This is a genomic window from Streptomyces sp. RG80 (assembly GCF_040446465.1).
Taxonomy (GTDB): Bacteria; Actinomycetota; Actinomycetes; order Streptomycetales; family Streptomycetaceae; genus Streptomyces.
Genome location: NZ_JBEAAJ010000015.1, coordinates 63,106 through 87,460, shown reverse-complemented (window position 1 = coordinate 87,460; position 24,355 = coordinate 63,106). Strand labels below are relative to the sequence as shown.

The following is a 24,355-nucleotide window of genomic DNA, read 5'->3' as shown; positions in this document are numbered from 1 at the left end:
CGCATCACCCCAGCGCCCGGGCCGCCACCCGCAGATCGGAGACAAGCCCCTGGTAGGCGGCCTCGCGGTCGTCGGAGCGCAGCACGGAGGAGGGGTGCACGGTGGCCACGAGGCGTTCCTCACGGCCGTGGATCTCCCGCTCCAGGACCGCCCCGCGCTCCTGCGTCACCCGGAACGACGACCCGAGCAACGCCGTCCCCGCGGTGGCACCCAGCACCACGATCAACTCCGGCTCCACGACAGCCAGTTCGGCTGCCAGCCAGGGCCCGCACGCCGTCATCTCACGCAGCGTGGGCGCCTTGTGGATACGACGTTTCCGGGGTTCGGCCTGCGTGAACTTGAAGTGCTTCACGGCGTTGGTGACGTACGCGTCCCCGGGATCGATACCGGCTTCGGCGAGCGCCCGATCAAGCAACTTCCCGGCAGGCCCGACAAACGGCTTCCCCTGCCGGTCCTCCTGATCCCCGGGCTGCTCACCGACGATCATCACGCGAGCGTGCGCGGTGCCCGCACCGAAGACGGTCTGGGTGGCGTCAAGGTGCAAGGGGCAGCCGTGGCAGTCGGCGGCGGCACGACGGAGGGCGGGGAGCCCGCCGCGGTCAGGGAGGAAGGGCTCAGCGGTGTATGAGTCCTCGGGCGCCTTCGTAGGCATGCGCCCCGAGTACCCACCCAGGGGCGCGGGACTGCATCAATTTTGCGGCTCCGCCGCGTGGGCGCGACCAGCCCCCACGCACCCGCACCCGACAAAAAACCCTCAGACCCTCATAGGCTGAGGCGCCTCCCGACGCGCAGGGTCGGCCCCCTCGTACTCCCGAATGATCTCGTACCGAGTGTTCCGCTCCACCGGCCGGAACCCCGCGTCCCGGATCAGGTCCAGGAGATCCTCACGGGTCAGCTTGTTCGGCGTGCCGTAGTTGTCCGCGTCGTGGGTGATCTTGTACTCGACGACCGACCCGTCCATGTCGTCGGCGCCGTGCTGAAGGGCCAGCTGGGCGGTCTGCACGCCGTGCATGACCCAGAAGACCTTGACGTGCGGGACGTTGTCGAAGAGCAGCCGGGACACCGCGAAGGTCTTCAGGGCCTCCGCCCCGGTCGCCATCTGGGTACGGGCCTGGAGCCGGTTCCGTACCTTCCCGTCCTGCACGTCGACGAAGTCGTGCTGGTACCGGAGCGGGATGAAGACCTGGAAGCCACCGGTCTCGTCCTGGAGCTCACGCAGCCGCAGGACGTGGTCGACACGGTGCCTCGGCTCCTCGATGTGGCCGTAGAGCATGGTGCACGGGGTCTTCAGACCCTTCTCGTGCGCGAGGCGGTGGATCCGGGACCAGTCCTCCCAGTGGGTGCGGTGGTCCACGATGTGCTGCCGGACCTCCCAGTCGAAGATCTCGGCGCCGCCGCCGGTGAGGGACTCCAGACCGGCGTCGATGAGCTCGTCGAGGATCTCGGAGGCCGACAGCCCGGAGATCGTCTCGAAGTGGTGGATCTCCGTGGCCGTGAACGCCTTCAGGGAGACGTTCGGCAGCGCGGCCTTCAGCTCCCGCAGCGACCGCGGGTAGTAGCGCCACGGCAGGTTCGGGTGCAGCCCGTTGACGATGTGCAGCTCGGTGAGGTTCTCGCCCTCCATCGCCTTGGCGAGCTTCACCGCCTCCTCGATGCGCATCGTGTACGCGTCCTTCTCGCCCGGCTTGCGCTGGAAGGAGCAGTAGGCGCAGGAGGCGGTGCACACGTTGGTCATGTTGAGGTGCCGGTTGACGTTGAAGTGGACCACGTCACCGTTCTTGCGGGTCCGCACCTCGTGCGCGAGGCCGCCGAGCCACGCGAGGTCGTCCGACTCGTACAGCGCGATGCCGTCCTCGCGAGTCAGCCGCTCGCCGGAGCGGACCTTCTCCTCCAGCTCGCGCTTGAGCCCGACGTCCATAACTCAACCTCTTTCTACGACAGCCCGACCAACCGTACGCCTACGACGAACTCAGACCTCTTCGGGCAGCTCTCCGACCCGGTTCTCCCACTTCGTGGAGAGCACGATGGTGGTACGGGTCCGGGAGACGCCCTTGGTCCCGCTGAGCCGCCGGATGATCTTTTCCAGTCCGTCGACGTCGTTCGCCCGCACCTTGAGCATGTACGAGTCGTCGCCGGCGATGAACCAGCAGTCCTCGATCTCGCCGAGGTCCTTCATCCGGCGGGCCACGTCCTCGTGGTCGGCGGCGTCGGAGAGCGAGATGCCGATCAGCGCGGTGACGCCGAGGCCGAGCGAGGCGGCGTCGACGGTGGCGCGGTAACCGGTGATGACACCGGCCGCCTCCAGCCGGTTGATGCGGTCGGTGACGCTGGGTCCCGACAGACCGACGAGGCGCCCCAGCTCCGCGTAGGAGGCCCGGCCGTTCTCCCTCAGGGCCTGGATGAGCTGCCTGTCCACCGCGTCCATGCGATCGAAGCCTTCCGCTGAAAGTTCCCGAAGTGATGAGAGGTACTGCGACTTGCTCAGATGACGACTACGTCGTGCGGGTTCCGGACCCGCCGCCGATCTCGCCCTGCCAGCGCCGGTACAGCCCGTGCTCGACACCCGCCGCGTCGAGGACCCGTCCGGCGACGAAGTCGACGAGATCCTGGATGTGCGTCGCCCCCGCGTAGAAGGCGGGCGAGGCGGGTACGACGGTGGCTCCCGCGTCGTCGAGGGTCACGAGGTGCCGGAGCGTCTGACCGTTCAGCGGGGTCTCCCGAACGGCTACCACCAGCTTGCGCCCCTCCTTGAGGGTCACGCTCGCCGCGCGTTGCAGCAGGTCCTTCGACAGCCCCAGCGCGACCCCGGCGACGCAGGCGGTGGAGGCCGGCACGATCAGCATCCCCTTCACGGGATACGACCCGGAGGACGGCCCCGCGGCGAGGTCCCCGGCGGCCCAGTACCGCACCCGGTCGACGCCGGCGCCGACATCGAAGCTCCCCGGCTTGCCGTCGGCCCCCCTGGCCAGCCATTCCCGCAGGTCGTCCTGCCAGTGCGCGTCCCTGAACGAGATCCCCGTCTCGTCCAGCAGCGTCAGCCGCGAGGCCCTGCTGACGACCAGGTCGACGCTCTCGCCGCCGTCGAGGAGGGCGCGCAGCACGGACGCGGCATACGGGGTGCCGGAAGCGCCGGACACCCCTACGATCCAAGGCGTACGCCGCGTCTCTCCTGGCTTGACTGGGTTCACACCCCCGAGCCTATCCGGCGTCACAGGGTGGGAACCGGTCAAGGGGGTCGGACCGTTCTTCAAGGGGATGGGGGGTTGCCATGTCCGGTGCCGAGGTGGAGTGGTCACGCGGGGATCGTGTGCGGGCGGCGGCCAGGCTGATGCTGGGCTGGGTCGCGCTGCTGTGGCTGCTGGAAGTGGTCGACGTGGCGAGCGGCCACGCCCTGGACACCTACGGCATCACCCCGCGCGAGCCCTCGGAGTTGACCGACGTCGTCCCGGCCGCCTTCCTCCACTTCGGCTTCGCCCACCTGGCGGCCAACACGGTCCCGCTGCTGGTCATGGGCTTCCTGGCGGCGCTGGGCGGGATACGCCGGTTCCTCGTGATCTGCGCGGCGATCATCGTGGCCGACGGTCTCGGCGTCTGGCTGATAGCCCCGTCCCACACCAACACCGCCGGCGCCTCCGGCCTGATCTTCGGCCTCTTCGGCTTCCTGCTGGTCAGCGGAGTGGTCGAACGCCGCCCGCTGGGCGTCCTGGTCGGCCTGCTGGTCGGCGCGGTGTGGGGCAGCGCGATAGTGGCGGGCCTGGCCCCGACCCAGACGGGCGTCAGCTGGCAGGGCCACCTGCTGGGCCTGCTCGCGGGGGTGGCGGCGGCGTTCGTGTTCCGCCGCCGCCCCTCACCGGCGCTCACACGGTGAGACCGCGCACCAGCAGATCGAGCAGCGCGCACACGAACAGGGCGATCCCGATGAACCCGTTGACGCTGAAGAACGCCCGGTTCAGGCGGGACAGGTCGTGGGGGCGGACGATGTTGTGCTCGTAGACGAAGGCCGCCGCGACGATCATCAGGCCGACCCAGAAGAAGCCGCCCGCGTCGGTCGCCACCGCGTACCAGACCAGCAACCCCATGGTCAGCGCGTGGCAGACCCGCGCGCCCCGGATCGCCGCCGGGATACCGAAGCGGGCCGGGACCGACATGACGCCGACCTCGCGGTCCGTCTCGACGTCCTGGCAGGCGTAGATCAGGTCGAAGCCGCCGATCCAGATGCCGACGGCGAGGCCGAGGATGACCGCGTCCCAGGACCACTCGCCGGTGATCGCCAGCCAGCCGCCGATCGGGCCCATCGCCTGGGCGAGACCGAGGATGGCCTGCGGGAAGTTCGTGAAGCGCTTCCCGTAGGGGTACACGACCATCGGGATGACGGCGACCGGCGCCAGCGCCAGGCACAGCGGGTTCAGCAGGGCCGCCGAGCCCAGGAAGATCACCACCGCGACCAGCGCGCCCGTCCAGGCGTGCTTGACCGACATCGCGCCGGTCACCAGCTCGCGGTGCGCCGTGCGGGGGTTACGGGCGTCGATCTCGCGGTCGATGATCCGGTTGACCGCCATCGCGAAGGTCCGCAGCCCGACCATGCAGATGGTCACCAGGAGCAGCCGGCCCCAGTGGATGTTCCCGTCCCACTGGAACATCGCGGTGAGCGCGGCGATGTACGCGAACGGCAGGGCGAAGATCGAGTGCTCGATCATCACCAGGCGCAGGAACGCCTTCGTACGTCCTGGCTGCGGAATCGCTGCGGAGGCGCTGCTCACAGGCCGTACTCCTTCCAGCGGCGGTCCACCTTCGCCGCCGTATCCGGGTCGGACAGCACCATGTCGGGCCAGCCGCCGTCGCGGGTGTAGCCCTCCTCGGGCCATTTCTTCGTCGCGTCGATTCCCGCCTTGCCGCCCCAGAACTGCTGGTAGGAGGCGTGGTCGAGATGGTCGACGGGACCTTCGACGACCGAGAGGTCGCGGGCGTAGTCCGTGTTCCCCAGCGCCCGCCACGCGACCTCGTGGAGGTCGTGGACGTCGCAGTCGGAGTCGACCACCACGATCAGCTTGGTCAGGGACATCATGTGGGCACCCCAGATCGCGTGCATCACCTTCTGGGCGTGTTTGGGGTACTTCTTGTCGATCGAGATGATCGCGCAGTTGTGGAAGCCGCCCGCCTCGGGCAGGTGGTAGTCCACGATGTCCGGCACGATGATCTTCAGCAGGGGCAGGAAGAACCGCTCCGTCGCCTTGCCCAGCGGACCGTCCTCCGTCGGCGGCCGCCCCACCACGATCGACTGGAGCAGCGGCCGCTTCCGCATCGTCACGCAGTCGATCTTCAGGGCGGGGAACGGCTCCTGCGGGGTGTAGAAGCCCGTGTGGTCGCCGAAGGGGCCCTCGGGGAGCATCTCGCCCGGCTCCAGCCAGCCCTCGATCACGACCTCCGCCTGCGCCGGCACCTGGAGCGGCACCGTCTTGCAGTCGACCATCTCGATCCGCTTGCCCGCGAGGAAGCCCGCGAACAGGTACTCGTCGATGTCGCCGGGGAGCGGGGCGGTGGAGGCGTACGACACCGCGGGCGGGCAGCCGAAGGCGATGGCGACGGGGAGACGCTCGCCCCGCCTGGCCGCGACCTGATAGTGGTTCCGGCTGTCCTTGTGGATCTGCCAGTGCATGCCGATCGTGCGCTTGTCGTGGCGCTGGAGGCGGTAGAGGCCCAGGTTCCGGATGCCGGACTCGGGGTCCTTGGTGTGGGTCAGGCCCAGGTTGAAGAAGGAGCCGCCGTCCTGCGGCCAGGTGAAGAGGGCGGGCAGCTGGTCGAGGTCCACGTCGTCGCCGGTGAGGACGACCTCCTGGACCGGCGCGTCCCCGGACTTCACCTTCTTCGGCGGTACGTGGGCCATCGCGCCGAGCTTCCCGAAGGCCTCCCGTACACCCACGAAACCGTGCGGCAGCTCGGGGCGGAGCAGGCCGCCGATCTTCTCCGTGATCTCGGAGTACGACTTCAGGCCCAGCGCCTTCAGCAGGCGGCGGTCGGTCCCGAAGACGTTCATCGCGAGGGGCATCGCGGAGCCCTTCACGTTCTCGAAGAGCAGCGCCGGGCCCCCGGACTTCTGGACCCGGTCGACGATCTCCCCGACCTCCAAGTACGGATCCACCTCGGCCTTGATGCGCTTGAGGTCGCCCTCGCGCTCCAGGGCCCTGAGCAGCGAGCGAAGATCGTCGTAAGCCATGGGGTCAAGTATCCCCGAGCGGCTACCCTGGGCCTGAACCCGGGGGCCGTGCCCCCGGCCCGCCGACCCCGTTCCACTGGAGAGGGCCCATGCTCCGGGTGCTGATGTTCCTGATCCCACTGGCGCTGAGCGTGTACGCGTTCATCGACTGCATCAGCACGAAGGAGGAGGACGTCCGCCACATGCCCAAGCCGCTGTGGGCGATCCTGGTGCTGCTGTTCCCGCTCGTCGGCTCGATCTCCTGGATGATCGCGGGCAAGAAGCGCAGCCCGGCCGCCGAGGGCTGGTCCGGGGTGCGTGAGCGTGGCGGTCGCGGTGGCCAGTGGGTCGCCCCCGACGACAACCCCGAGTTCCTGAAGTCTCTGGGCGAGGACAAGAAGGAGCGCGACGAGGACGGCTCCAAGGACAGCTGATGGAGCTGCGGCTGCTCGTCACCTTCGAGAAGGTCGCGACCGTCCTCAGCTTCACCCGGGCCGCGGCGGAGCTGAAGTACGCCCAGTCCAGCGTGACCGGTCAGGTGCGCGCCCTGGAGGACTCCCTCGGCACCCCGCTCTTCGACCGGCTCGGCAGCCGGATCCGGCTCACGGAGGCCGGTGAGCGGCTGCTGCCCTACGCCCGGCAGATCATCGAGCTGAGCGAGGAGGCCCGGGCGGCGGTCGTCGACGCGGAGGAGCCCTCGGGCGCGCTCGCCGTCGGCACGATGGAGTCGCTCACCTCCTACCGGCTGCCACCGCTCCTGGAGCTGTTCCACCACCGCTATCCGAAGGTACGGCTCTCGCTGCGCACCACCCTCGGCGACGAGACCCGGCAGGCGCTGCGGCAGGGGACGTACGACGTGGGGTTCCTGATGGAGCCGGAGACCGAGCACGCGGGGCTGGAGAGCCGGGTGCTCGCGCCGGAGCCGCTGGTGCTGGTGGCGGCGCCCGGTCATCCGCTCGCTGGCAGGGCGCCCGGGCTGAAGACCGAGGACCTCGCCGAGGTCCAGCTGGTCGGCACCGAGCCGGGCTGCCCCTACCGCGACCTGTTCGAGTCGGAGCTCGTCCACCGCACCGGGACCCCGCCGCCCTTCATGGAGTTCGGCACCATCGAGGCGACCAAGCGGGGCGTGGCCGGCGGTCTCGGGATCGCGCTGCTGCCGCGGGTGACGGTCGCCGGTGAGCTGGCGTCCGGGGTGCTGGCGGAGCTGCCGTGGGAGCCGCCGTTCCAGCTGTACACGCAGGTGGCGTGGCGGGCGGGGAAGCGCCTGCCACGCCATCTGACACTGTTCATCGAGGCTGCGGTGCGGCTGGTGCGGGAGCAGACGGAACCCGGCTCGTGACGGTCCGAGGCGACCTGGCGAGGGTCACCTTCAGGCTGGCCAGCACGATCAGCGGGACGCCCAACGCCTGGACGAGGCCGATGTGGTGGCCGTACACCACCCAGTCCATGACCATCGCGACGGCCGGGTAGACGAAGGCGAGCACGGCGATCTTCGAGACCGGCAGCTCGGCGTAGGCGGCGTACATCAGGACGTACATGACCCCGGTGTGGATGAACCCGAGCCCCACCAGCCAGCCCCAGTCCGCGCCCGTCCCCGCCATCGCGCCGAAGTCGGCGAAGGGCAGCAACAGCGGGATCCCGACGAGGACTTGGACGAGGGCGATCAGGTGCGGCCGTACACCGGTCACCCGCTTGGTGACCAAGGTGGACAGACCGTAGAGCAGCGCGGCCAGCAACGCCTGTCCGACACCGAGGAGATACGACCCGCCGCTCCCGAGGTCCCCTGGCGTGACGCCCGATACGAGGATCAGGCCCGCGAACGCCAGCGCGATCCAGCCGACCTTCGCGGCGGTGAGGCGCTCACGGAACAGCAGCGCGCCCAGCAGCACGACGTAGAACGGCTGCGTGTGGTAGACCACCGTCGCCACGGAGATCGAGGTGTTCTCGTACGACTGGAAGAGCAGGACCCAGTTGAAGACGATGAACACCCCGCCCAGGACGGCGAGTCCGAGGGTGCGCGGGGTGAAGCCGTGGTCGCGGAGCCAGCCGCGGGCGACGACGTAACCGCCGAGTGCGAGGGCACCGAACAGGACGCGGAAGAAGACGACGTTGAAGGGCGAGGCGCCCGACTCGACGACGAAGACGCCGAGGGTGCCGGAGAGCACCATCGCGGTGGTCAGCCGGGCAATGCCCCTGGTCTCTGTGCCCTTGCTCTCTGAGGTCATGTCCCCGACGCTACGAGCGGGCATCGGTGCAGGTCCACGCGCCAGTGGGGCGTCCTGCCGATGCCCCCATCGGCCCCGTCGATGCGCCCAGGTCGGCCGGGGTCAGCCTGCGTCCGGGGTCATCTCGACCATGTACGTCACCTTGATGTGCCGGGAGCCGAACTCCTTCGTCACGAGGGGCTCGGCCTTCTTCGGGTCGTCGACGCCGACGCGCACGAACCCCCGTTCGTCGACGCCGACCAGACGCAGGATGAAGGTGCCGTCCCAGCGGTTCATGTCCTCGCTGATCCGGTCGGCGAGAGCGTCGAGGGTCCTGCGGTCGGCGTCGGCCGCGTGGATCCGTAGCTTCACGCCCTTCTCGGCGGCGTCGCAGGCGGCGGTGTCGAAGGCGGCGCTGGGGATGCGCCAGATGTCGGCGGTGTCGTGGTCCCGGTCGACCGACATGCCCGTGTAGACGTCGGCGTGGTCGCCCGCGGCCAGCTCGTCGATGCGGGTGAGCGTCCGGTCGAACGGGGTGTCGTCCGGGGAATCGCCTGGGGATCCGGTGCCCGAGGGGCCGGAGCGGGTGCCGACGCACTCGTGCACGGCGTCCACCTTGTCCGCGACCTTGTCGGCGGCCTTCACCCCGACCGGGGCGCTCGACCTCGGTTCGGCCCGCAGGCCACCGCCGCTCTCGACGTGCCCGGTCTCCAACTCGTCGACATACAGGGCCGACCCCGCCACCACACCGGCGGTCGCAACCGCCGCCACGATCCAGCTCCGAATCCTCATGCCACTCCGACGCCGGAACGGGCAAAAGGGTTCAGATGAGTTCAGTGCGCAGGACCAGCCCCAACAGCCCCGGGAAACGGGCGTCGAACTCCTCCCGCCGCAGCCGGTTGACCCGCTTGGGCCCCTCGTCGCGCTGCTCCACGAGTCCGGCGGCGCGCAGTACCGCGAAGTGGTGGCTGAGGGCGGCCTTGCCGACGGGCACGTCGAAGGTGCCGCAACTGCGCGACCAGTCGGCGGACGCGGCCAACTCCCGTACCAGCTGGGCGCGTACGGGGTCGGCGAGCGCGGCGAGTGCCGTGAGGACGGGCACGTCGTCGGGGTGGGTGTGCTCGGGGGCGGCGCGATGACTGGTGCCGGCCATGGAGTCCCTCCGTACCGCGTGCCGCTTGCCGAGTGTTCGATGAAAACCATACACTCCCGAGTGTTCGCTTTTCATTGAACAGTCTTCGCGGGACGGGGTGTGGCATGCGCGCGGTCGAGATCCAGGAACACGGCGGTCCCGAGGTCCTTGAGGTCGTCGAGGTGGACGTCCCGGAGCCGGGTCCCGGGCAGGTGAGCGTCGACGTGGCGTACGCCGGGATCAACTTCGCCGACCTGAAGGCGAGGGAGACCGGGTACCGGGTGCCGTCGCTTCCCTTCCGGCCGGGGCTCGAGGTCTCCGGGCGCGTGCGGGCCCTCGGCGCGGGCGTCACCGGGCTCGCCGTCGGGCAGGAGGTCGCCGCGCTGACCGCCGCCGGCGCCTACGCCGAGGTCGCCGTCGCGGACGTGGCCACCGTCTTCGCGGTCCCCTCCGACGTCGGCCTGCGCACCGCGGCGACCCTGCCGACCGTGCTGCCGACGTCGTACGCGCTCATCCATTCGGTGGGCCGGCTCCAGCCCGGCGAGACGGTCCTCGTGCAGGGTGCCGCCGGGGGCATCGGGACGGTCGCGGGCCGGCTGGCGAAGGCGGCCGGGGCCACCGTCCTGGGGGTCGTGTCGAGCGCGGGGAAGGCCGCGTTCGCGAAGGAGCACGGCTCCTACGACGAGGTTTTCGTCGGCGACTTCGAGAAGGCCGTACAGGAGACCACCCGTGGCCGCGGCGTCGACCTCGCCCTCGACCCTGTCGGCGGCGACACCTTCCGCACCTCGCTCGCCGCCCTCGCCCCCTTCGGACGCCTCGTCTCCTTCGGCAACGCGAGCGGCGCTCAGCCATGGAGCGTCGGGCAGCCCGAGCTGTTCCCGTACGGCGTGACCGTCGGCGGCTTCTCCATCCTCACCCTCGCCCGGACCGCGCCGGACGAGCTGCGGGCACTCACCGAGCGGGCCTTCGCGAAGGTCGCCGACGGGACCGTCACACTCCCCGTCACCGCCGAGTTCGCCCTGGCCGAGGCGGCGCAGGCGCACCGGCTGATGGGGACGCGGTCGAGCACGGGGAAGCTGCTGCTGCGGGTGAACGGTCAGTAGGGCCGAACGCATCCGGCGCCCGCCGACGGGAGAGTGACGGGCGCCACTCACCACCAGGGTTTGCATGACCATGCGTTCCGATGCATAATCTTCCTATGTCCAAGGTCCTCACCTCCCTGCCCGCCGGCGAGCGCGTCGGCATCGCCTTCTCGGGCGGCCTCGACACCTCCGTCGCGGTCGCGTGGATGCGTGACAAGGGCGCCGTCCCGTGCACGTACACGGCCGACATCGGCCAGTACGACGAGCCCGACATCGCCTCGGTGCCCGGCCGCGCCAAGGCCTACGGCGCCGAGCTCGCCCGCCTGGTCGACTGCCGCGCCGCGCTGGTCGAGGAGGGCCTGGCCGCGCTCACCTGCGGCGCGTTCCACATCCGCTCCGGCGGCCGGGCGTACTTCAACACCACTCCCCTCGGCCGTGCCGTCACCGGCACGCTGCTGGTCCGGGCGATGCTCGAGGACGACGTCCAGATCTGGGGCGACGGCTCGACCTACAAGGGCAACGACATCGAGCGGTTCTACCGCTACGGTCTGCTCGCCAACCCCCACCTGCGGATCTACAAGCCCTGGCTGGATGCGAACTTCGTGACCGAGCTCGGCGGCCGCAAGGAGATGTCGGAGTGGCTGGTCGCCCACCAGCTGCCGTACCGGGACTCCACGGAGAAGGCGTACTCCACCGACGCCAACATCTGGGGCGCCACCCACGAGGCGAAGACCCTGGAGCACCTGGACACCGGGCTCGAGACCGTCGAGCCGATCATGGGCGTCAAGTTCTGGGACCCGTCGGTCGAGATCGCCACCGAGGACGTGACGATCGGCTTCGAGCAGGGCCGCCCGGTCACGATCAACGGCAAGGAGTTCGCCTCCGCCGTGGACCTCGTCCTGGAGGCCAACGCCATCGGCGGCCGGCACGGCCTCGGCATGTCCGACCAGATCGAGAACCGGATCATCGAGGCCAAGAGCCGCGGGATCTACGAGGCACCGGGCATGGCCCTGCTGCACGCCGCGTACGAGCGCCTCGTCAACGCGATCCACAACGAGGACACCCTCGCCCAGTACCACAACGAGGGCCGCCGCCTCGGCCGCCTGATGTACGAGGGCCGCTGGCTGGACCCGCAGGCGCTGATGATCCGGGAGTCGCTCCAGCGCTGGGTCGGCGCCGCCGTCACCGGCGAGGTCACCCTGCGTCTGCGGCGGGGCGAGGACTACTCGATCCTCGACACCACGGGCCCGGCGTTCTCGTACCACCCGGACAAGCTGTCCATGGAGCGCACCGAGGACTCGGCCTTCGGCCCCGTCGACCGCATCGGCCAGCTGACCATGCGCAACCTCGACATCGCCGACTCCCGCGCCAAGCTGGAGCAGTACGCGGGCCTCGGCCTCATCGGCACCGGCAGCCCCACCATCGGCGCCTCCCAGGCCGCCGCGACCGGCCTCATCGGCACCATGCCGGAGCTGCCGGAGGGCGGCGCGGAGGTCATCGCCTCCCGCGGCGAGGTCTCCGAGGAGGACGCGCTGCTGGACCGGGCGGCCATGGAACTCGGCACGGACTGATCGACGCACACGGAAAGGCCGGCCCCGCTCGGGCCGGCCTTTCCGTCGTTGCGCCCTGGACATTTCGCGCCGAATTTTGGCAGTGTCCCAGCCATGCCCGAGACCCCGGAGGCCCTGGCCTTCCACGCCGTCCAGAGCACGTTCTCCGACCCCGGCGAACTCGCCCGCCACTATGCCGGGTTACCGCGCGACCCCGCCGAACTCGCCCGTATCGTGCGCGGCTTGCTGATCCACCGCGGCGAGGGCGAGCTCTTCGGCCACACCCACTCCGAGGACCGGCTCCACAACGACGCCGAGACCCGCTACATCGACGACATCGTCCGCATCATCGTCGACCGCAGCGCCGCCCCGCTCACCGAACCGCGGCCGCCCGCCGACCGGTTCGTCGCCACCTGCCGGGACTTCGCCCTGCTGCACTGCTCGTTCCTGCGCCACCACGGCATCCCCGCCCGCATCCGCTCGGGGTTCGCCGACTACTTCCGCTCGGACGGCTTCCACAACGACCACGTCGTCACCGAGTACTGGTCGAACGGCACCTGGGTCCTCGCCGACCCCCAGCTCGCCGACCCCGCCCTGCACCACGCCTGGGACGTGGACTTCGACCCGCTGGACGTGCCGCGCTCCCGCTTCCTGGTCGCCGGCGAGGCATGGCGGGCCATCCGCGAACAGGGCGCCGACGAGAAGACCTTCGGCCTCCACCCGCCCGAGGACGGCCCGTTCTGGGGCGAACGCTTCGTCGCCGGCAACATCCGCCTCGACCTGGCCGCCCTCAACAAGGTCGAGACGCTCCTGTGGGACGTCTGGGGAGAGGACGAGGGCGAGCCGGGCACACCGCTCCCGGAGCAGTCACGTGAGTTCTACGACGGGGTCGCCCCGGTGGTCTCCGGCAAGGTGCCGTTCGAGACGGCCCGCAAGCTGTTCGCCGAGGACGACACCCTGCGCACCCCGCGGACGGTGACCTGCTACGCCCCCTTCAACGGCCCGAGCCAGGTGACCCTTCGATAGCAGAGGCGCCCCGGGTGAGTACCCGGCAGAGTGGACGTATGGATGAGGCACAGGCACGGACATGGCTCGCCACCGCCGTCGCGGAGGCCCGCGCCGGGCTCGCCGAGGGCGGTGTCCCGATCGGCGCCGCGCTCTACGGGGCCGACGGCACCCTGCTGGGCCGCGGCCACAACCGCCGCGTCCAGGACGACGACCCCTCCATGCACGCGGAGACGGCGGCGTTCCGCGCGGCGGGGCGGCAGCGGTCGTATCGGGGTACGACGATGGTGACGACCCTCTCGCCGTGCTGGTACTGCTCCGGACTGGTCCGCCAGTTCGGCATCACCCGGGTGGTGATCGGCGAGGTGACCACCTTTCACGGCGGCCACGACTGGCTCGCCGAGCACGGCGTGGAGATCGTGCTGCTGGACGACCCCGAATGCACCGAGCTGATGCGCGACTTCATCGAGAACAACCCGGCACTGTGGAATGAGGACATTGGTGTCTGAGGCGACCGAGCCCCGTATCCCCACCATCGACCTGCGCCCGTGGACGAAGGGCTCCCCCGAGGCCCGGGCCGCCATCGCCCGTACCGTCGACGAGGCCCTCCAGAGCGCCGGGTTCCTGCTGGTCACCGGGCACGGGGTGGACCCGGAGCTGCGTACGGCGATCCGGGAGGCCGCGCGGAGCTTCTTCCGGATGCCCGTCGAGGTCAAGCAGCCCTACGCCGCGAAGGTCGGCGGGCGGGGGTGGCTCGGTCCCGGTGCGGAGGCCAACGGGTACTCGGAGGGGACCGAGACCCCGCCGGATCTGAAGGAGTCGCTGACCTTCGCGACGCCGGATCCCTGGGACGACCCGGAGATCAACGCCGAGTGGTACGCGCCCAACGTCTGGCCGTCGCAGGTGCCGGAGCTCCGGACTCTGTGCGAGGAGTACCTGGCGCGGATGGGCGAGCTGGAGAAGCAGCTCCTCGACCTGCTGGGAGTGGCCCTCGGGGTCGAACACGACTTCTTCTCCCGGCACATGGACCACCCGACCTACGGCTTCAACATCAACTGGTACCCGGGCACGGAGGTCGTCGGCGACCCCGAGCCCGGCCAGTTCCGCATCGGCCCGCACACCGACTTCGGCACGGTGACGATCCTGGACCGGCAGGCGGGCAAGGGCGGGCTCCAGGTCTGGACGGACGAGGGCGGCTGGGAGGACGCGCCCTTCGACCCCGCCGCCTTCACCATCAACATCGGTGACCTGCTGGCCCGTTGGACCGGCGCCCGCTGGCGCTCCGGCCGCCACCGCGTCCTGCCCCCGCCCGTCGACGCCCCCACCGAGGAGCTGATGTCCCTCGTCTACTTCGGCGAGTGCACCCCGGGAACCCTGGTGGAGTCACTCCCGGCGCCGATCGGGCGAGTGGCGTACGAGCCGGTCGACTCCCACACGTATCTGCGGGAGAAGCTGGACTCGATCACGGTGGACTGACCGACGGCGACGGCTACGGCTACGGCCGCTCGCCCCGCTTGTCCACGACCGTGCGCTCCAGGACGGCGGTGCGCGCGGTCACGTCCCCCTTCTCGAAGCCCCACGGCAGGTCCTCGACGGCGACCTCCCGCTCGCCGAGGAATTCCTTCGTCTTCTTGTCGAAGATCAGCTCCCGGCGCTCCCCGTCGTCGACCCGTGCGACCGCGACCCCGTGCCGTCCGGCCGCGTCCACGGCGTCGTCGATCACGAAGACCCCGGAGATCCTGGCGGCCGCCCGGTAGAGCGCGGCGGCCTGCGCGGGCGGCATCAGGGACTCGCGAGCGAGGTCTCCGACGAGGACGAAGTTGGCCTCGTCCTTGCTTCCGCTGCCGTCACCGCTGGCCCTGACCAGCCAGTCGTACATCTTGTCGGGGTCGGTCGGCAGGGTCTGGAGGTGGCGGTAGTTGGTGTTGCGGGCGTTGCCCGGGGTCTCCTTCTCCAGGAGCAGGTGCTCGGAGCGGGAGAACGGTTCGTGCACCATGCCCTGCTCCTTGCCGTCCACCGGCAGCCACACCTCGCGCTGGTGGATCGGGTCGAGCTTCGCGGGCCCGTCGCCGTCCTGGGAGGTCCAGGCGACCTTGCTCTTGATGTAGACGAACTGGCCGTCGCGGATGTCGCGGGGCACGTCGGCGTGCTCGGCGGCGAGCGCGATGTCCTCCAGCAGCGCCGCAGCGGTCTGCGTGGCGGACGCCCCGGGCGCTGCCGTCGGCGGCGTGGACCCGCCGGAGCCGAAGGGCACGCCGACGGCGAGCGTCACGGCGGTCACGGCCGCGACGGCTCCGGCCACGAGGGCGGGGCGCAGCCAGGGGCGGCGCGCAGGCGCGGGGAACTCTTGCCGGATCTCGGTCATCAGATGCTCCTTGAGGAGTCGGTGACGGCCCGGCGGAAGGTCGCGTTCGGGAAGGTGGTTCATCGGTTTCCCTCCTTCAGGGGCCCGACCGCGGTGGTGCGGTCACCTCTCATCTGTCCGCGGGAATCAGACGGTTCCATATGTTTCGAGAGTTTTGTCCGCGCCCGGGAGAGCCGCGACCGTACGGTCCCCACCGGCACCCCGAGCGCCGAGGCGGCGGCCGCGTAGTCGAGGCCCGCCCACACGCACAGCGCCAGCACCTCCCGCTCGGCCCGCCGAAGCCGCCGTAACGCCTCTCCTACGACGGCCAGTTGCGCCGCGTCGTCGAGCCGCCCCGCTACCTCGTCGGCGAAGTCCCGTACCGTCTCGTCGCGCGGCAGCCGGGCCACGGCGGCGGCATGCCTGCGGGCCGCGCGGCGGGTGTTGCGGGTGACGTTGGTGGCGATGCCCAGCAGCCAGGGGCGCAGGGAGCCGCCCTCCTCGTCGACCCGGTCGCGCAGCCGCCAGGCGTCGAGGAAGGTCAGCGAGACGACGTCCTCGGCGGTGGTCCACTCGCCGGTGAGGCGGTAGGCATGGTTGTAGACGGAGCGTGCGTACGCGTCGAAGAGGTCGCCGAAGGCGTCGTGGTCCCCCGCGCGAATCCGTTTCCGCAGATTCGTATCCACGCCCCTCTACCTGTCCGTACGACGAAGGCCGGTTCCCGTGACTCAGGTCACAGGGAACCGGCCTTCACCGTAAGGGGGTTGGCCGCCCGGGCTACACGCCCGCGTAGGAGTGCTTGCCGGAGACGAAGATGTTCACGCCGTAGTAGTTGAACAGCCAGCAGCCGAAGGCGAGCAGGGCCAGGTAGGCGGCCTTGCGGCCCTTCCAGCCGGCCGTGGCGCGGGCGTGCAGGTAGCAGGCGTAGGCGACCCAGGTGATGAACGCCCAGGTCTCCTTGGGGTCCCAGCCCCAGTAGCGGCCCCACGCGTCGCCCGCCCAGATCGCGCCCGCGATGATCGTGAACGTCCACAGCGGGAAGACGGCTGCGTTGACGCGGTAGGAGAACTTGTCCAGCGAGGCCGACGCGGGCAGCCGCTCCAGGAAGGACGTGGCGAAGCTGCCGGGCTTTCCGCCGCTGGCGAGCTTGTTCTCGTACGAGTCCTTGAACAGGTAGAGGATCGTGCTGACCGCGCCCACGTAGAAGACCGCGCCGCACAGGATCGCCGTGGAGACGTGGATGTACAGCCAGTACGAGTGAAGGGCGGGAACCAACTGGTCGCTGGCGGTGTACAAGACAGTGACGGCGATGCCGAGATCGAGGAGGACGGACGTGATCAGGAACAGCCCGAGCCAGCGCACGTTCTTCCTCAGCGCGAGCAGCGTGAGGTACACACCGACGGCCACCGTGGAGAAGGTGATGTTGAACTCGTACATGTTGCCCCACGGCGCCCGCTCCACCGAGGCCGCGCGGGCGATGACCCCGGCGAGCTCGATGAGGAAGGCGAGCACGGTGAGGGACACGGCGATACGCCCGTACAGATCCCCCTGCTCGTCCCCGCCGTGCGCCCCGGGCCCGTCCGGCACGTCCCGCTGGCCGGCGGCGGCCCGCACCACGACCTTCGGCCGTTCCAGTACGGCGGTGGAGCCGCCCTTCTTCACCGTCACGGCCGGCACCTTGGCCTTGCCGTCCGCCCCTTCGGTGAGTGCGGCGGCAGTACGGCCGATCTTGCTGCGGCTACCGAAGATCCATTCGGTGATGTAGGCGAAGAAGGCCAGCGTGTAGACGGCCATCGCGGAGTAGATCAGCGTGTTGCTGAGGTTCGCGAGATGTTCGTTGGTGGCGGCGGCCAACTCGGTTGTGGCGGCGAGAGTCACCTCAGCACTCCTTCGGGTGATATCCCGGCGACTTGCCGTCGGGTGATGTGGTCTTCGGAGAAGCTGGCAGTCGTGTTACCGGGCTGGTTTCAACCCGGCTGGCGTTGATCGTGGAAGACCTGGAGGGCCGCTGGTCCGCCAGGCGGCGTGAGCCAGGAATCTCCCTGGTTCCGCGCGGGAGAGGATTCAATTCTCGGCCCCTTCGGCAACAGACGCGGCGCCGGAGTCGGACACACCATCCGGCTCCGCCTCCGTCTCGCGAGACACCCCCGGCGCCTGGTCGTAAAGAATCCCCGCGAGGTCGCCCAGCTCTTCCGGCACCTTCGCGGACTCGCTGCGGCCGAGGCCGGCCATCTCGACGACCGTCACCCCGTCGGCGCCCTTGACCGCCCGTACCCACACCCGGCGGCGGGAGATGAACAGGGAGCCGGCGAGGCCGAAGATCGCGACGATCGAGCCGGTCAGTGCCCAGTCGCTGGCGGGCTGGCGGGTGACCTGGAAGTTGGCCCACTCGACGGTCTTGTCGTAGGTGATGGAACCGGCGCCGTTGGGGAGCTTCATGGTCTCGCCCGGCTTGAGGTTCTCCCGCTGCTGCTCGCCCTTGGCGTCCTTGAACTCCTTCAGGTGCGACTTGTCGAGCTGGTAGACGCTCTGCGGGATGCCCGCGTCGACGCCGAGGTCGCCGTAGTAGCCCGCGAGGTTCAGCACCGGGTTGTTCAGCGCGGGGAAGGTCGAGGCCGTCTCGCTGCCGGGCGTGTACGTCGGCAGGAAGAAGGCCTCGAAGCCCAGCTGTTCCCGCACGCCCTTGGCGTTGCGGTAGCCGTCCATGACCTTGATGACACCGGAGGAGGTGATGTTGTTGTCGAGCGGAAGGAGCGGGACCGCGTCGCGGTAGACGACGTTGCCCTTGCCGTCGCGGACCGTGATGACGGGGGCGTAGCCGTGGGCGGTGAGGTAGACCTTGGAGTCGCCGATCTCCAGGGGCTTGTTGACCTTGACGACCGTCCGCTTGGCCTTGCCGTACGCGCCGAGGCGGTAACTGAGGTCGGCCTGGAAGGTGCGCGCGGTGCCCCGGTTGGGCCCGGTCTTCTCGTAGCTGCCCTGGAAGTCCTTGAGGTTGAAGCTGAAGGGGTCCAGCTCGTCCTGGGTGAACAGGGTGCCGGACTTGAAGTCGTCGTACTGCGTGAGGGTGTTGGAGAACCCGTCGCCCTCGACGATCAGCTTGTTGCCCTCCATCTTGAACAGCTGGCCCCAGGCGAAGGCGATCAGCATCACGATGAGCGCGATGTGGAAGGCGAGGTTGCCTACCTCCCGCAGATAGCCCTTCTCGGCGGCGACGTTGTCACCGGCGAGGTGGGCGCGGAAGCGGCGCTTCTTCAGCAGGGCGAGCGCGGCCTCGCGGACCTGCTCGGGCTCGGCCTCGGTGCGCCAGGTGGTGTAGGCGGGCAGCCGGGTCAGCCGCTTCGGGGCGCCCGGCGGGCGGCCGCGCAGCTGGCCCACGAACTGCCAGGTGCGGGGCACGATGCAGCCGATGAGGGAGACGAACAGCAGGAGGTAGATCGCGGAGAACCACGCCGAGCTGTAGACGTGGAAGAGGCCGAGCTTGTCGTAGACGTCCCCGAGGGTGGGGTTGGCGTTACGGAAGTCGGCGACCTTGGTCTCGTCGGTGCCGCTCTGCGGGATCAGCGAGCCGGGGATCGCGCCGAGCGACAGCAGCAGGAGCAGCAGCAGCGCGACCCGCATGGAGGTGAGCTGCCGCCAGAACCAGCGGGCCCAGCCGATGACGCCCAGGGCGGGCATGTTCAGGCTTTCCTCGGGTGCGGTGGAGAGCTGGGAGCCCGCGGCGCCCAGGTCCTCGTCGATCGTGGTCTTGCTCATCGTTCAGACACCCACCGTGAAACCGTTGGACCAGACTTGCATCTCCTGCACGAGACGGTCCCACGCGCCCGTCAGCAGCAGCACACCGGTGAGGATCATCATCGTGCCGCCGATGCGCATCACCCAGACATAGTGGCGCTTCACCCAGGCGAAGGCGCCCAGTGCCTTGCGGAAGGCTACTGCGGCGAGCACGAAGGGGACGCCGAGACCGACGCAGTAGGCGACCGTCAGTATGGCGCCGCGGCCCGCGCTGCCCTCGTTGGCCGCCAGGATCGTCACGGAGGAGAGCGTGGGGCCGAGACAGGGGGTCCAGCCGATCCCGAAGAGGGCGCCAAGGAGGGGGGCGCCCGCGAGCCCGGTGGCCGGCTTGGTGTGGAAGCGGAACTCGCGCTGGGTGAGCCAGGGCATCAGGCCCATGTAGAAGACGCCCATGAGGACCATCAGAACGCCGAGGATCTTCGTCAGGACGTCCTTGTTGTCCTGGAGGTTCGAGCCCCAGTAGCCGAACAGCGCCCCGCCGGAGACGAACACCACGGTGAAGCCGAGGACGAAGAGGGAGGCACCGGCGACCATCCGCCCGCGTCGGGCGTCCGCCAGGTCGGTGCCGCTGACCCCGGTGACATACGACAGATAGCCGGGGACGAGGGGAAGGACGCACGGGGAGAAGAAGGAGACAAGGCCGCCGAGCACCGCGATGGGCAGCGCGAGCAACAGGGCGCCGTGCAGCACTGTGCTGTTGGTCGTGGCTTCGGCGAGCGTGACCGTCGCGCTCACGTCACTTCTCCGCGAGCACAGGCTTGATCATGCCGGTCAGCGTGTCCTCGCCGAGCGCCATCAGGGCCCGCGCCGCGATCTTGCCGCTCCGGTCGATGACGAGCGTGGAGGGGATCAGCTGCGGGTTGAGCGTGCCCTTCTTGAAGCGGAGCATCTGCCTGCCCGTCGGGTCGTACAGACTCGGGAAGGTGACCCCGAACTCCTTCTCGAAGTTGATCGCCGAGGTGGTGTTGGTGTCCCGGGTGTTGATGCCGACGAACTGCACGCCCCGGGTCTTGAACTTCTCGGAGACGGCCTGGAGGTTCTTCGCCTCGGCCCGGCACGGGGTGCACCAGGAGCCCCACACGTTGACGACGAGGATCTTGCCCTTGTAGTCGGCGGTGGACAGCTGCTTGCCGTCGATGGTCTTGCCGGACAGCACCGGGGCGGTGTCCCGCTTGCCCTGGGCGACCGTGTCGACGCCGTCGTTTCCGGTGATGAAGTTGGTGTCACCACTGCCGCCCACCTTGCCGCCGGAACTGCACGCGGTGAGGGTCAGCGCGGCTGCGGCGGCCGTGGCGGTGAACAGGACGGCACGACGGTTGGTGCGATTCGAGCCCAGGCGGGCGCGGCTGGCAGCACTCATGTGAAAAGTTTCGCATGCCCGTTCTGGGGATCTTGCGCACCCCCCTTGCGGGCGGAAATCCGCATATCAGGCGGCGTTCGACGAGCTCCCGGAGGTGCTGCCCGCGGTGCTCTGCGAGCCGTCCTTCATGAAGGCGTTCCAGCCACCGACAGGCGCCTGTCCGACATCGAGCGTCCGCAGCTTGGCCAGCACCTCCGGCTTCTGCACGTCCATCCAGTCGACGAACTGCCGGAAGGAGACCAGGCGTACGTCCTCGCCCTTCTCCTTCTCCGCCGCGATGTGCTTCAGGGCCTCCTCGACGGCGTCCATGTAGATGCCGCCGTTCCAGTGCTCGAAGTGGTTGCCGACGAAGAAGGGGGCGCGGTTGGTCTCGTAGGCCCGCTTGAAGCCGGAGATGTAGGCGCCGGCGGCCTGCTCGCGCCAGGCGGGGTAGTTGTGGGCGGGGGCGTTGGTGGAGTTGATCGACTGGTTGGCGAGCATGTTGTAGTCCATCGAGAGGACCTCGAAGCTGCGCCCGGGGAAGGGGATCGCCTGGAGCGGCAGGTCCCACAGTCCGTCCTTCTTGTCCGGCCAGACCTGGCGGCCGCCGGGCGAGGAGGCGTCGTAGCGCCAGCCGAGCTCGCGCGCGGTGGGCAGCAGGTTGTCCTGGCCGAGGAGACAGGGCGTGCGACCGCCGATGAGCTCCTTGTCGTAGTCGAAGGGCAGGGAGGGCAGGTCGGTCCAGCCGGTGTTGGTCCGCCACTCCTTCACGAAGGCCTTCGCCTGGTCTATCTCGCTGCGCCACTGCTTGGGCGTCCAGTTGCCGACGGTGCCGTAGCCGCCGCAGAAGTGGCCGTTGAAGTGGGTGCCTATCTCGTGCCCTTCGAGCCAGGCGTTGCGGACGTTGGTCAGGGTCGCCTTGACGTGCTCGTCGGTGAGGTAGCCGATGTCGGAGGCGCCGACGGGGTTGTTGGGCGGGTTGTAGAGGCGCTTCTTCGACTCGGGGAGCAGATAGAGCCCGGAGAGGAAGAAGGACATGTGGGCGCCGTGCTGCTTGGCGAGGTCCAGGAAGCGCGGGAAGAGTCCGTTGCCGACCTCGCCGGCGCCGTCCCAGGAGAAGACGACGAACTGGGGCGGGGTCTGGCCCGGCTCCAGCGGTTCGGGCTTGGCGGGCCGGCCGGGCTGCTTGCCGGTGTAGGAGGTGGAGCCGTCGCCGATGGGGCGGGCGCGGTGGGTCTGGCCGCTCGGCTTGCTGCTGGGCTTGTCGCCGGTGGAACCCGAAGCGCCGCTCGACCCCTCTGACGGGGTGAGACCGCCGCAGCCCGCGAGTCCGAGGGCGGCGGCGCCACCCATGCCGAGTCCGAGTGCTCCCCTACGGGTGAGATCGCGCATTGCATCACCGTTCGTCACGTCCTGCGAAGTGGTCACCCATTCAGAGGACGCGACGAACGAGGAGGTTCCCGTCGTTCACGGAGATTCGGCAATGAATGTCACAGGTGTGTCATAGGCCGTAAATGTGGCCCCTCAGGCTCCGAAAGCCTTGTCCTGCCCCTTCACCGGCTTGGCCCCGGCACGCAGGTGCGCGGGCACCAGATCGATGGCGGGCTCGGAGTAACCGACCGACACGATCCTGTCGCCCTGGTACGTGAACGTCGTCAGGGACGCCAGCGTGCACTGCCGTCGGCGCGGGTCGTGCCACAGCCGCCGCTTCTCGACGTACGACCGCACGATCCAGATGGGCAGTTGGTGGCTGACGAGCACGGCCTCGTGTCCACGCGCCACGTCCTTGGCGGCGTCGAGCGCCCCCATCATGCGGACCACCTGGTCGACGTACGGCTCGCCCCACGACGGTTTGAAGGGGTTGACGAGGTGCTTCCAGTTCTCGGGCCGCTTCAGCGCCCCGTCGCCGACTCCGAAGGTCTTGCCCTGGAAGACGTTCTCGGCCTCGATGAGCCGCCCGTCGGTCGCGAGGTCGAGCCCGTGCGCCTTGGCGATCGGCGTGGCGGTCTCCTGCGCGCGCTCCAGCGGGGAGGAGCAGACGTAGGTGATGTCGCGGGGGGCCAGGTGCTCGGCGACCCGGTCGGCCATCTGCCGCCCCAGCTCGGACAGGTGGTAGCCGGCGAGCCGGCCGTAGAGGACGCCGTCCGGGTTGGCGACCTCGCCGTGCCGCATGACGTGTACGACGGTGATGTCGCCGTTGGTCTCGGAGCTGCTCACGCCTGGGCCTCCGCCGCGGCTCGGGCCGCCGCCGGGAGGGCGTCGGCGATCTTCTGCACGGCCTGGTCGTCGTGGGCCGTGGACACGAACCACGACTCGAAGGAGGAGGGCGGGAGGTAGACGCCCTGGGCCAGCATCGAGTGGAAGAACGCGGTGAAGCGGAAGGACTCCTGCCGCTTGGCGTCCTCGTAGTCGCGCACCTCACGGTCGGTGAAGAACACGGAGAACATGTTGGAGGCGTTCTGGAGCCGGTGCGCGACGCCCTCCTTGGTGAGCGCCTCGGTGACGAGCGACTGGACGGTCGCCGAGACGGCGTCGACCTTGTCGTACGCGGCCTGGTCGAGCAGCCGCAGCTGGGCGAGGCCGGCCGCGGTGGCGATCGGGTTCCCGGAGAGGGTGCCGGCCTGGTAGACGGGACCGGCGGGCGCGAGGTGCGCCATGACGTCGGCGCGACCGCCGAAGGCCGCGGCCGGGAAGCCGCCGCCCATGACCTTGCCGAAGGTCATGAGGTCGGGGCGGACCCCGTCGATCCCGTACCAGCCGGCGCGGCTGGTCCGGAAGCCGGTCATGACCTCGTCGGAGACATAGAGGGCGCCGTTCTTGGAGCAGGCGTCCTTCAGGCCCTGGTTGAAGCCGGGCCGGGGCGGCACGACACCCATGTTGCCGGGCGAGGCCTCCGTGATCACACAGGCGATCTCGCCGGGGTGCCGGTGGAAGGCCTCGTGCACGGCTTCGAGGTCGTTGTACGGCAGGACGATCGTGTCGCCGGCCTGGGCGCCGGTGACGCCGGGGGTGTCGGGAAGCGCGAAGGTGGCGACCCCGCTGCCCGCCGCGGCGAGGAGCGAGTCGACGTGACCGTGGTAACACCCGGCGAACTTGATGACCTTGGTGCGCCGGGTGAAGCCGCGGGCGAGCCGGATGGCCGACATGGTCGCCTCGGTCCCGCTGGAGACGAGCCGCACCTGCTCCAGCGGCTCGATGCGCTCGACCATCTCCTCGGCGAGAGCGACCTCGCCCTCACCGGGCGTACCGAAGGACGTACCGCGCGAGACGGCGTCCTGGACGGCGGCGATGACCTCGGGGTGCGAGTGCCCGAGGATCATCGGCCCCCAGGAGCAGACGAGGTCGACATACTCCCGCCCGTCGGCGTCGGTCAGATACGGACCGCGGCCCGACACCATGAACCGGGGCGTACCGCCCACGGCCCGGAAGGCGCGCACCGGGGAGTTCACGCCGCCCGGTGTGACGGTGGCCGCACGGTCGAACAGGGCCTGTGAGGCAGGCGCATCGTATGAATAGGGCGTTTCGCTCATGACCTGCGACTTCTCCGACTTCTCGGACTCCGGTTGCCGACTGACCTCCTCAGGGTAGGCCAGCTGCCCTGGCCGACAGCGGGCTGAGGGCCCGGAGCATCTGCGAAACTGGGACCTGATACACACAGCTCGAACGGCCCGAGGTGTTCAGGGGCTGCGAAGATCCTTGTAGGGATCCTGC

At 69.6% G+C, this 24,355-nt stretch carries 26 protein-coding genes; 8 read left to right on the top strand and 18 right to left on the bottom strand.

From position 1 onward, the window contains the following. Positions 1-4: 4 nt before the first annotated feature. The 4 genes from ABKA17_RS41320 to ABKA17_RS41305 form a co-directional block, all read right to left on the bottom strand. Positions 5-652 (bottom strand): UdgX family uracil-DNA binding protein, encoded by a 648-nt coding sequence (locus tag ABKA17_RS41320; RefSeq protein WP_353697565.1) that lies wholly within the window; start codon positions 650-652, stop codon positions 5-7. Positions 653-754: 102 nt separating this feature from the next. Continuing rightward, the gene (gene mqnE / locus ABKA17_RS41315) at positions 755-1,918 is read right to left on the bottom strand and encodes an aminofutalosine synthase MqnE (protein ID WP_353697564.1); all 1,164 of its coding nucleotides are present in this window, start codon (positions 1,916-1,918) and stop codon (positions 755-757) included. A gap of 51 nt (positions 1,919-1,969) precedes the next feature. Then, the gene (locus tag ABKA17_RS41310) at positions 1,970-2,425 is read right to left on the bottom strand and encodes an Lrp/AsnC family transcriptional regulator (RefSeq protein ID WP_353697563.1); all 456 of its coding nucleotides are present in this window, start codon (positions 2,423-2,425) and stop codon (positions 1,970-1,972) included. 67 nt (positions 2,426-2,492) lie between these two features. Then, on the bottom strand, positions 2,493-3,188 hold the full coding sequence (locus ABKA17_RS41305) for a UbiX family flavin prenyltransferase (protein ID WP_353697562.1): 696 nt from the start codon (positions 3,186-3,188) through the stop codon (positions 2,493-2,495). An 80-nt stretch (positions 3,189-3,268) separates the two neighbouring features. Here ABKA17_RS41305 and ABKA17_RS41300 point away from each other — a divergent pair, with 80 nt between their 5' ends. Further along, positions 3,269-3,868, top strand: a complete 600-nt coding sequence (locus ABKA17_RS41300; RefSeq protein WP_353697561.1) for a rhomboid family intramembrane serine protease — start codon at positions 3,269-3,271, stop codon at positions 3,866-3,868. Here the strand turns inward: ABKA17_RS41300 and mqnP are convergent. Together mqnP and ABKA17_RS41290 are read right to left on the bottom strand one after the other, a co-directional pair. Beyond that, positions 3,858-4,760 carry a menaquinone biosynthesis prenyltransferase MqnP gene (gene mqnP, locus ABKA17_RS41295; RefSeq protein ID WP_353697560.1) on the bottom strand — a complete coding sequence of 301 codons (903 nt, stop codon included), beginning with the start codon at positions 4,758-4,760 and terminating at the stop codon, positions 3,858-3,860. The two genes, ABKA17_RS41300 and mqnP, sit on opposite strands and share 11 nt — an antisense overlap. Next, positions 4,757-6,214 carry a menaquinone biosynthesis decarboxylase gene (locus ABKA17_RS41290; RefSeq protein WP_353697559.1) on the bottom strand — a complete coding sequence of 486 codons (1,458 nt, stop codon included), beginning with the start codon at positions 6,212-6,214 and terminating at the stop codon, positions 4,757-4,759. Before ABKA17_RS41290 ends, mqnP begins: the two co-directional genes overlap by 4 nt. A gap of 89 nt (positions 6,215-6,303) precedes the next feature. On the opposite strand from ABKA17_RS41290, the gene ABKA17_RS41285 reads away from it, so the two are divergent. Both ABKA17_RS41285 and ABKA17_RS41280 read left to right on the top strand, forming a co-directional pair. Continuing rightward, a complete protein-coding gene (locus ABKA17_RS41285; protein WP_353697558.1) occupies positions 6,304-6,627 on the top strand; it encodes a PLD nuclease N-terminal domain-containing protein in 324 nt (107 codons plus the stop codon). After that, positions 6,627-7,532 (top strand): LysR family transcriptional regulator, encoded by a 906-nt coding sequence (locus ABKA17_RS41280; RefSeq protein ID WP_353697557.1) that lies wholly within the window; start codon positions 6,627-6,629, stop codon positions 7,530-7,532. Before ABKA17_RS41285 ends, ABKA17_RS41280 begins: the two co-directional genes overlap by 1 nt. On the opposite strand, the gene ABKA17_RS41275 is transcribed toward ABKA17_RS41280, so the two are convergent. The 3 genes from ABKA17_RS41275 to ABKA17_RS41265 all read right to left on the bottom strand — a co-directional run bounded on the left by ABKA17_RS41275 (position 7,480) and on the right by ABKA17_RS41265 (position 9,550). After that, positions 7,480-8,418: a DMT family transporter gene (locus ABKA17_RS41275; protein WP_353697556.1), complete on the bottom strand. Its 939-nt coding sequence runs from the start codon at positions 8,416-8,418 to the stop codon at positions 7,480-7,482. The two genes, ABKA17_RS41280 and ABKA17_RS41275, sit on opposite strands and share 53 nt — an antisense overlap. Positions 8,419-8,520: 102 nt before the next feature. Continuing rightward, positions 8,521-9,189, bottom strand: coding sequence for a hypothetical protein (locus ABKA17_RS41270; RefSeq protein ID WP_353697555.1), 669 nt, complete (start codon positions 9,187-9,189; stop codon positions 8,521-8,523). Between the two features lie 31 nt (positions 9,190-9,220). Next, on the bottom strand, positions 9,221-9,550 hold the full coding sequence (locus ABKA17_RS41265; protein ID WP_353697554.1) for an ArsR/SmtB family transcription factor: 330 nt from the start codon (positions 9,548-9,550) through the stop codon (positions 9,221-9,223). 104 nt (positions 9,551-9,654) lie between these two features. On the opposite strand from ABKA17_RS41265, the gene ABKA17_RS41260 reads away from it, so the two are divergent. The 5 genes from ABKA17_RS41260 to ABKA17_RS41240 all read left to right on the top strand — a co-directional run bounded on the left by ABKA17_RS41260 (position 9,655) and on the right by ABKA17_RS41240 (position 14,642). After that, positions 9,655-10,632 (top strand): quinone oxidoreductase family protein, encoded by a 978-nt coding sequence (locus ABKA17_RS41260; protein WP_353697553.1) that lies wholly within the window; start codon positions 9,655-9,657, stop codon positions 10,630-10,632. Positions 10,633-10,727: 95 nt separating this feature from the next. Next, the gene (argG, locus tag ABKA17_RS41255; protein WP_353697552.1) at positions 10,728-12,182 is read left to right on the top strand and encodes an argininosuccinate synthase; all 1,455 of its coding nucleotides are present in this window, start codon (positions 10,728-10,730) and stop codon (positions 12,180-12,182) included. Positions 12,183-12,275: 93 nt separating this feature from the next. After that, positions 12,276-13,187: a transglutaminase-like domain-containing protein gene (locus ABKA17_RS41250; protein WP_353697551.1), complete on the top strand. Its 912-nt coding sequence runs from the start codon at positions 12,276-12,278 to the stop codon at positions 13,185-13,187. A 38-nt stretch (positions 13,188-13,225) separates the two neighbouring features. Further along, positions 13,226-13,675 carry a nucleoside deaminase gene (locus ABKA17_RS41245; RefSeq protein ID WP_353697550.1) on the top strand — a complete coding sequence of 150 codons (450 nt, stop codon included), beginning with the start codon at positions 13,226-13,228 and terminating at the stop codon, positions 13,673-13,675. Further along, on the top strand, positions 13,668-14,642 hold the full coding sequence (locus tag ABKA17_RS41240) for an isopenicillin N synthase family dioxygenase (RefSeq protein ID WP_353697549.1): 975 nt from the start codon (positions 13,668-13,670) through the stop codon (positions 14,640-14,642). The genes ABKA17_RS41245 and ABKA17_RS41240 overlap by 8 nt, the downstream gene beginning before the upstream one ends. A 19-nt stretch (positions 14,643-14,661) precedes the next feature. Here ABKA17_RS41240 and ABKA17_RS41235 read toward each other — a convergent pair whose 3' ends face one another. From ABKA17_RS41235 to hemL, 9 genes are all read right to left on the bottom strand, one after another. Then, positions 14,662-15,594 carry a CU044_5270 family protein gene (locus ABKA17_RS41235; RefSeq protein WP_353697548.1) on the bottom strand — a complete coding sequence of 311 codons (933 nt, stop codon included), beginning with the start codon at positions 15,592-15,594 and terminating at the stop codon, positions 14,662-14,664. Further along, entirely contained in the window at positions 15,591-16,196 is a 606-nt protein-coding gene (locus tag ABKA17_RS41230) for an RNA polymerase sigma factor (protein WP_353697547.1), read from the bottom strand. Before ABKA17_RS41230 ends, ABKA17_RS41235 begins: the two co-directional genes overlap by 4 nt. A gap of 91 nt (positions 16,197-16,287) precedes the next feature. Beyond that, positions 16,288-17,388, bottom strand: coding sequence for a c-type cytochrome biogenesis protein CcsB (gene ccsB, locus ABKA17_RS41225; RefSeq protein WP_353697546.1), 1,101 nt, complete (start codon positions 17,386-17,388; stop codon positions 16,288-16,290). 186 nt (positions 17,389-17,574) lie between these two features. Continuing rightward, a complete protein-coding gene (gene resB / locus ABKA17_RS41220; protein ID WP_353697545.1) occupies positions 17,575-19,266 on the bottom strand; it encodes a cytochrome c biogenesis protein ResB in 1,692 nt (563 codons plus the stop codon). 3 nt (positions 19,267-19,269) lie between these two features. Then, a complete protein-coding gene (locus ABKA17_RS41215; RefSeq protein ID WP_353697544.1) occupies positions 19,270-20,040 on the bottom strand; it encodes a cytochrome c biogenesis CcdA family protein in 771 nt (256 codons plus the stop codon). 1 nt (position 20,041) lies between these two features. After that, positions 20,042-20,665: a TlpA family protein disulfide reductase gene (locus ABKA17_RS41210; RefSeq protein ID WP_353697543.1), complete on the bottom strand. Its 624-nt coding sequence runs from the start codon at positions 20,663-20,665 to the stop codon at positions 20,042-20,044. A gap of 66 nt (positions 20,666-20,731) precedes the next feature. Further along, positions 20,732-22,036, bottom strand: coding sequence for a polysaccharide deacetylase family protein (locus ABKA17_RS41205; protein WP_353697542.1), 1,305 nt, complete (start codon positions 22,034-22,036; stop codon positions 20,732-20,734). Positions 22,037-22,168: 132 nt separating this feature from the next. After that, positions 22,169-22,816, bottom strand: a complete 648-nt coding sequence (locus tag ABKA17_RS41200; RefSeq protein WP_353697694.1) for a histidine phosphatase family protein — start codon at positions 22,814-22,816, stop codon at positions 22,169-22,171. Positions 22,817-22,857: 41 nt separating this feature from the next. Next, positions 22,858-24,174: a glutamate-1-semialdehyde 2,1-aminomutase gene (gene hemL, locus ABKA17_RS41195; RefSeq protein WP_353697541.1), complete on the bottom strand. Its 1,317-nt coding sequence runs from the start codon at positions 24,172-24,174 to the stop codon at positions 22,858-22,860. Positions 24,175-24,355 lie beyond the last annotated feature (181 nt).

What these genes read in the sequence shown, in the direction of transcription:
- ABKA17_RS41320 (WP_353697565.1), bottom strand. Translation starts at nt 652, where the DNA reads ATGCCTACGAAGGCGCCCGAGGACTCATACACCGCTGAGCCCTTCCTC.
- mqnE (WP_353697564.1), bottom strand. Translation starts at nt 1,918, where the DNA reads ATGGACGTCGGGCTCAAGCGCGAGCTGGAGGAGAAGGTCCGCTCCGGC.
- ABKA17_RS41310 (WP_353697563.1), bottom strand. Translation starts at nt 2,425, where the DNA reads ATGGACGCGGTGGACAGGCAGCTCATCCAGGCCCTGAGGGAGAACGGC.
- ABKA17_RS41300 (WP_353697561.1), top strand. Translation starts at nt 3,269, where the DNA reads ATGTCCGGTGCCGAGGTGGAGTGGTCACGCGGGGATCGTGTGCGGGCG.
- ABKA17_RS41290 (WP_353697559.1), bottom strand. Translation starts at nt 6,214, where the DNA reads ATGGCTTACGACGATCTTCGCTCGCTGCTCAGGGCCCTGGAGCGCGAG.
- ABKA17_RS41285 (WP_353697558.1), top strand. Translation starts at nt 6,304, where the DNA reads ATGCTCCGGGTGCTGATGTTCCTGATCCCACTGGCGCTGAGCGTGTAC.
- ABKA17_RS41280 (WP_353697557.1), top strand. Translation starts at nt 6,627, where the DNA reads ATGGAGCTGCGGCTGCTCGTCACCTTCGAGAAGGTCGCGACCGTCCTC.
- ABKA17_RS41275 (WP_353697556.1), bottom strand. Translation starts at nt 8,418, where the DNA reads ATGACCTCAGAGAGCAAGGGCACAGAGACCAGGGGCATTGCCCGGCTG.
- ABKA17_RS41270 (WP_353697555.1), bottom strand. Translation starts at nt 9,189, where the DNA reads ATGAGGATTCGGAGCTGGATCGTGGCGGCGGTTGCGACCGCCGGTGTG.
- ABKA17_RS41265 (WP_353697554.1), bottom strand. Translation starts at nt 9,550, where the DNA reads ATGGCCGGCACCAGTCATCGCGCCGCCCCCGAGCACACCCACCCCGAC.
- ABKA17_RS41260 (WP_353697553.1), top strand. Translation starts at nt 9,655, where the DNA reads ATGCGCGCGGTCGAGATCCAGGAACACGGCGGTCCCGAGGTCCTTGAG.
- argG (WP_353697552.1), top strand. Translation starts at nt 10,728, where the DNA reads ATGTCCAAGGTCCTCACCTCCCTGCCCGCCGGCGAGCGCGTCGGCATC.
- ABKA17_RS41250 (WP_353697551.1), top strand. Translation starts at nt 12,276, where the DNA reads ATGCCCGAGACCCCGGAGGCCCTGGCCTTCCACGCCGTCCAGAGCACG.
- ABKA17_RS41245 (WP_353697550.1), top strand. Translation starts at nt 13,226, where the DNA reads ATGGATGAGGCACAGGCACGGACATGGCTCGCCACCGCCGTCGCGGAG.
- ABKA17_RS41235 (WP_353697548.1), bottom strand. Translation starts at nt 15,594, where the DNA reads ATGAACCACCTTCCCGAACGCGACCTTCCGCCGGGCCGTCACCGACTC.
- resB (WP_353697545.1), bottom strand. Translation starts at nt 19,266, where the DNA reads ATGAGCAAGACCACGATCGACGAGGACCTGGGCGCCGCGGGCTCCCAG.
- ABKA17_RS41210 (WP_353697543.1), bottom strand. Translation starts at nt 20,665, where the DNA reads ATGAGTGCTGCCAGCCGCGCCCGCCTGGGCTCGAATCGCACCAACCGT.
- ABKA17_RS41205 (WP_353697542.1), bottom strand. Translation starts at nt 22,036, where the DNA reads ATGCGCGATCTCACCCGTAGGGGAGCACTCGGACTCGGCATGGGTGGC.
- ABKA17_RS41200 (WP_353697694.1), bottom strand. Translation starts at nt 22,816, where the DNA reads ATGCGGCACGGCGAGGTCGCCAACCCGGACGGCGTCCTCTACGGCCGG.
- hemL (WP_353697541.1), bottom strand. Translation starts at nt 24,174, where the DNA reads ATGAGCGAAACGCCCTATTCATACGATGCGCCTGCCTCACAGGCCCTG.